Source organism: Methylocystis silviterrae (genome assembly GCF_013350005.1).
GTDB lineage: Bacteria > Pseudomonadota > Alphaproteobacteria > Rhizobiales > Beijerinckiaceae > Methylocystis > Methylocystis silviterrae.
In genome coordinates, this window is the sequence record NZ_JABVWW010000041.1 from 1 (window position 1) to 2,912 (window position 2,912).

Annotated in this window: 3 protein-coding genes; all 3 read right to left on the bottom strand. The window is 62.3% G+C overall.

Features of this window, described 5'->3' with window-relative positions; translation table 11 throughout:
* Window positions 1-1,214 (bottom strand): type IV secretory system conjugative DNA transfer family protein (locus HUN39_RS18645; RefSeq protein ID WP_175095931.1); only part of this gene is annotated, 1,214 nt, incomplete at its 3' end.
* A 15-nt stretch (window positions 1,215-1,229) separates the two neighbouring features.
* On the bottom strand, window positions 1,230-2,138 hold the full coding sequence (gene virB11, locus HUN39_RS19370; RefSeq protein ID WP_408631422.1) for a P-type DNA transfer ATPase VirB11: 909 nt from the start codon (window positions 2,136-2,138) through the stop codon (window positions 1,230-1,232).
* A gap of 40 nt (window positions 2,139-2,178) precedes the next feature.
* The coding region (locus HUN39_RS18650) for a TrbI/VirB10 family protein (protein WP_175095932.1) at window positions 2,179-2,912 on the bottom strand (734 nt) is incomplete at its 5' end.

Genomic DNA, 2,912 nt, shown 5'->3' on the forward strand with positions numbered 1-2,912 from the left:
CCGAACTGAAAGAATTCATCGAGCATCAGCAGCAGCCGATGCGGCTCATCGAGACCCGGCAGATTGCGCAGCAGGACGTCGTGCACCTGTTGGACGAGCAGACGCACGACGGCTTCGACCGCCGCGAAGTTTCCGACGGGCGTTCCGATCAGGATGGTGAACGGCCGGCGGCGCAGCTCTGCGATGTTAAAGTCGGACCGGCTTGTCGCCGCGTCGACCAGGCTATTGTTCCATGGCTCCAGCGCCGTGACGATGTGCGACTCGAATGACTGGCGCTGCTTTTCTTCGCGGCTGATATGCTGGCGGAACTTGTCCTGAACGAACGCGTTCAGCCTGGGCTCATTCGCCAGAATATTCGCCATTTCCGCGACCAGCGGTCGGCCTCGGCTGAATATTTTCAGCGCGGCCTTGATCGTGCGCCCTTCGATCGGCGGTTCGCGCGCGTCGAGGACATAGGCCAAGAGACCCGCAAACAGCCCGCGCGCGGTCTCCGCCCAATAGGGATCGCCCGATTGCGGCAGCGGAATCAGGCTATGCGCGATATTGGCGACATCGGTCGCGCGCTCCGGCCATGGCGACACGAGATCGAGCGGATTCCAGCAATGCGATTGCGCCGAGCCGGGCGAGAACATGAAAACGTCCTGCCCCAGCGCCGCGCGCGCCGCGCCGATCTGGTCCCACATTTCGCGTTTGATATCGAGCCCGATCAGCGCGCCCCGCCACTCGATCGCATTCGGCAGGACAAAGCCGACGCCCTTTCCCGAGCGCGTCGGGCCATTGACGTATATGTGACTGGCGCCGCTGTAGCGAATATCCTTACCATTGAAGCGGCCGAGGAAGACGGAATAGCCGGGCCGGCCGTTCAGCAGTCCCGCCTTGCGCAAATCGCGCTCGGTCGCCAGCCGGGAGCCGCCGGAAGGCCGATGCGCGCCGCCGAGCGACTCCATGGCTTGCGCCAATCCGAGCGTTACGAGTGCGAGCACAATCAGCCCGCCCAGAATGGCCTTGATCGCGAGCTGATGAACTACGGGAGACGCCCATTGCTGATAAGCCACTTGCGCGGGCAAGATCAGCTCAAAGCCATGCGAAAAACGTCGCCACAGCTCCCAGGACTTGGTTTGCAGGCCGACAAGCGCCGCGAAGGACGCTTCCCACGCGAAGAAGGCGCAGGCAAGGGCGATCAGCCAAATGATCCCATAGGCGAGAGCTCGCATAGCCCGCCCTTTCCCCTATTGCGCGCCGTAGCCGCGAAAATAGATTTCCGCGACGCCCCGCGTCGGGCGCCGGCGGAGCTGAATCACCATCGGCACCACCGAACGCACATACTCGATGATTTCCGCCTTGGTCAGTTTCAGATTGGATTGCAGCGTCATCAGCGCCAGCCGCTGGAACGCGCCAAAGGCGCTGTCGGCGTGCAGCGTCGTCAGTGAGCCGGGATGACCGGTATTGACCGCCTGCAAAAAGGTCGCGGCTTCCGCGCCGCGAATCTCGCCGAGGAACAGGCGATCCGGACGAAGGCGAAGGCTTGCTTCCAGCAGCTCCTGGACTGTCACCTCGGCGAGGCCCTGTCCGCCCTTCGAGGCGACGAGCGGCAGCCAGTTCGGCTGCGGCGGTTTCAGTTCGCGCGTGTCTTCGATCGACACGACGCGCTCCGTCTCCGGCACATGTTTGAGCAGCGTGTTGAGGAATGTCGTTTTCCCCGACGACGTTCCGCCCGAAATAATCATCGTCACATGATTGACGACGGCGAATTCGATCGCGCGTCGAATACCGTCCGGCGAATGATCCTTGAAGAGAGTTGCAAGCTCCCGCTCGATTTCCGGGTATTCGTCGGCCTCAAACGACCTTGGACCGCGAACCTTGACGCCGTCAAACGCGCCGCGCGCCTGATAGTCGGCGAGCGTCAGATTGGCGATGACTTGCTTGCGGATCGAGAAGGAGCCGCCATGCGGCGTCGCTGGCGCGAGCACGCCCTGAAAGCGCTCGCCATGCGGCATCGCGGCCGAGAGCAGCGGCGTCGAGGAATTGACCGATTGTTGCGTCGAAGCGGCGACATGCGTTGCAAGCCGCGTGATCGCTTCTTCGGTCAGCTCGGGAACGTCGAAACGCTCCATATGCGGCTTGCCGAGCGCTTCCACCCAAACTTCGCCCGGCCTGTTGGCGCAGATTTCGATGACGTCAATATCTTCTAACCAGCGCTGAATCGGACGCGCAGCCTCGCGGAAGTAGACCGGGAGCGTCTCCCAGAGCGGGCGCGTCGCATCCTCTGCCGCCTGTGGCTTTTTTGGGGTGACGAAGTTCATACAACGCCTCTTTCACAGGATCGGGGTAGAGATCGGAGAAATCGAGATCGCGTTTCACAAACACGATCACGGGCGTTCCCTGGTCGATATGGACTGTCGGCGGAACCTTGATGTCGTTTCGCAGGGCTTCCTGCGCCATGCGCGTAACGCTCTGCGCCACGGTTTGCGCGCCGATCTGGCGCGCATTCAGCAGGATTTGTCCCTGCGACACCGCATTGAGCGGGATCAGCGTTCCCGACGCCGGATCGAGAACGAATTGCTGGCCCTGATACTGATTGTAGTTTTGGCCGAGCGCTGACGCGAATTGCGCGGCCCCGCCGGCCAGCGTCAGCAGGGTCGCGCTGCCGAAGCGTTGCAGGAAATGGGTGTCGACCTCGCCGGTTAGTCCCGAACGACCAAGCGCATCCGTTCCCGGCGATTGCAGCATCAGCGACACGCCATCGGCGCGAAGCAGGCGCGTCCACACGACGAAAACCCGGGTCTGCCCATAGGCGAGACCCGATTTATATTCGCCGGTGAGCATCGTTCCTTTCGGGATCAGAACGCGGCGGCCATCAAAGGAATAGACATCTTCCGTTGTAATTGCCCGCACCATGCCCGCGAGATCAG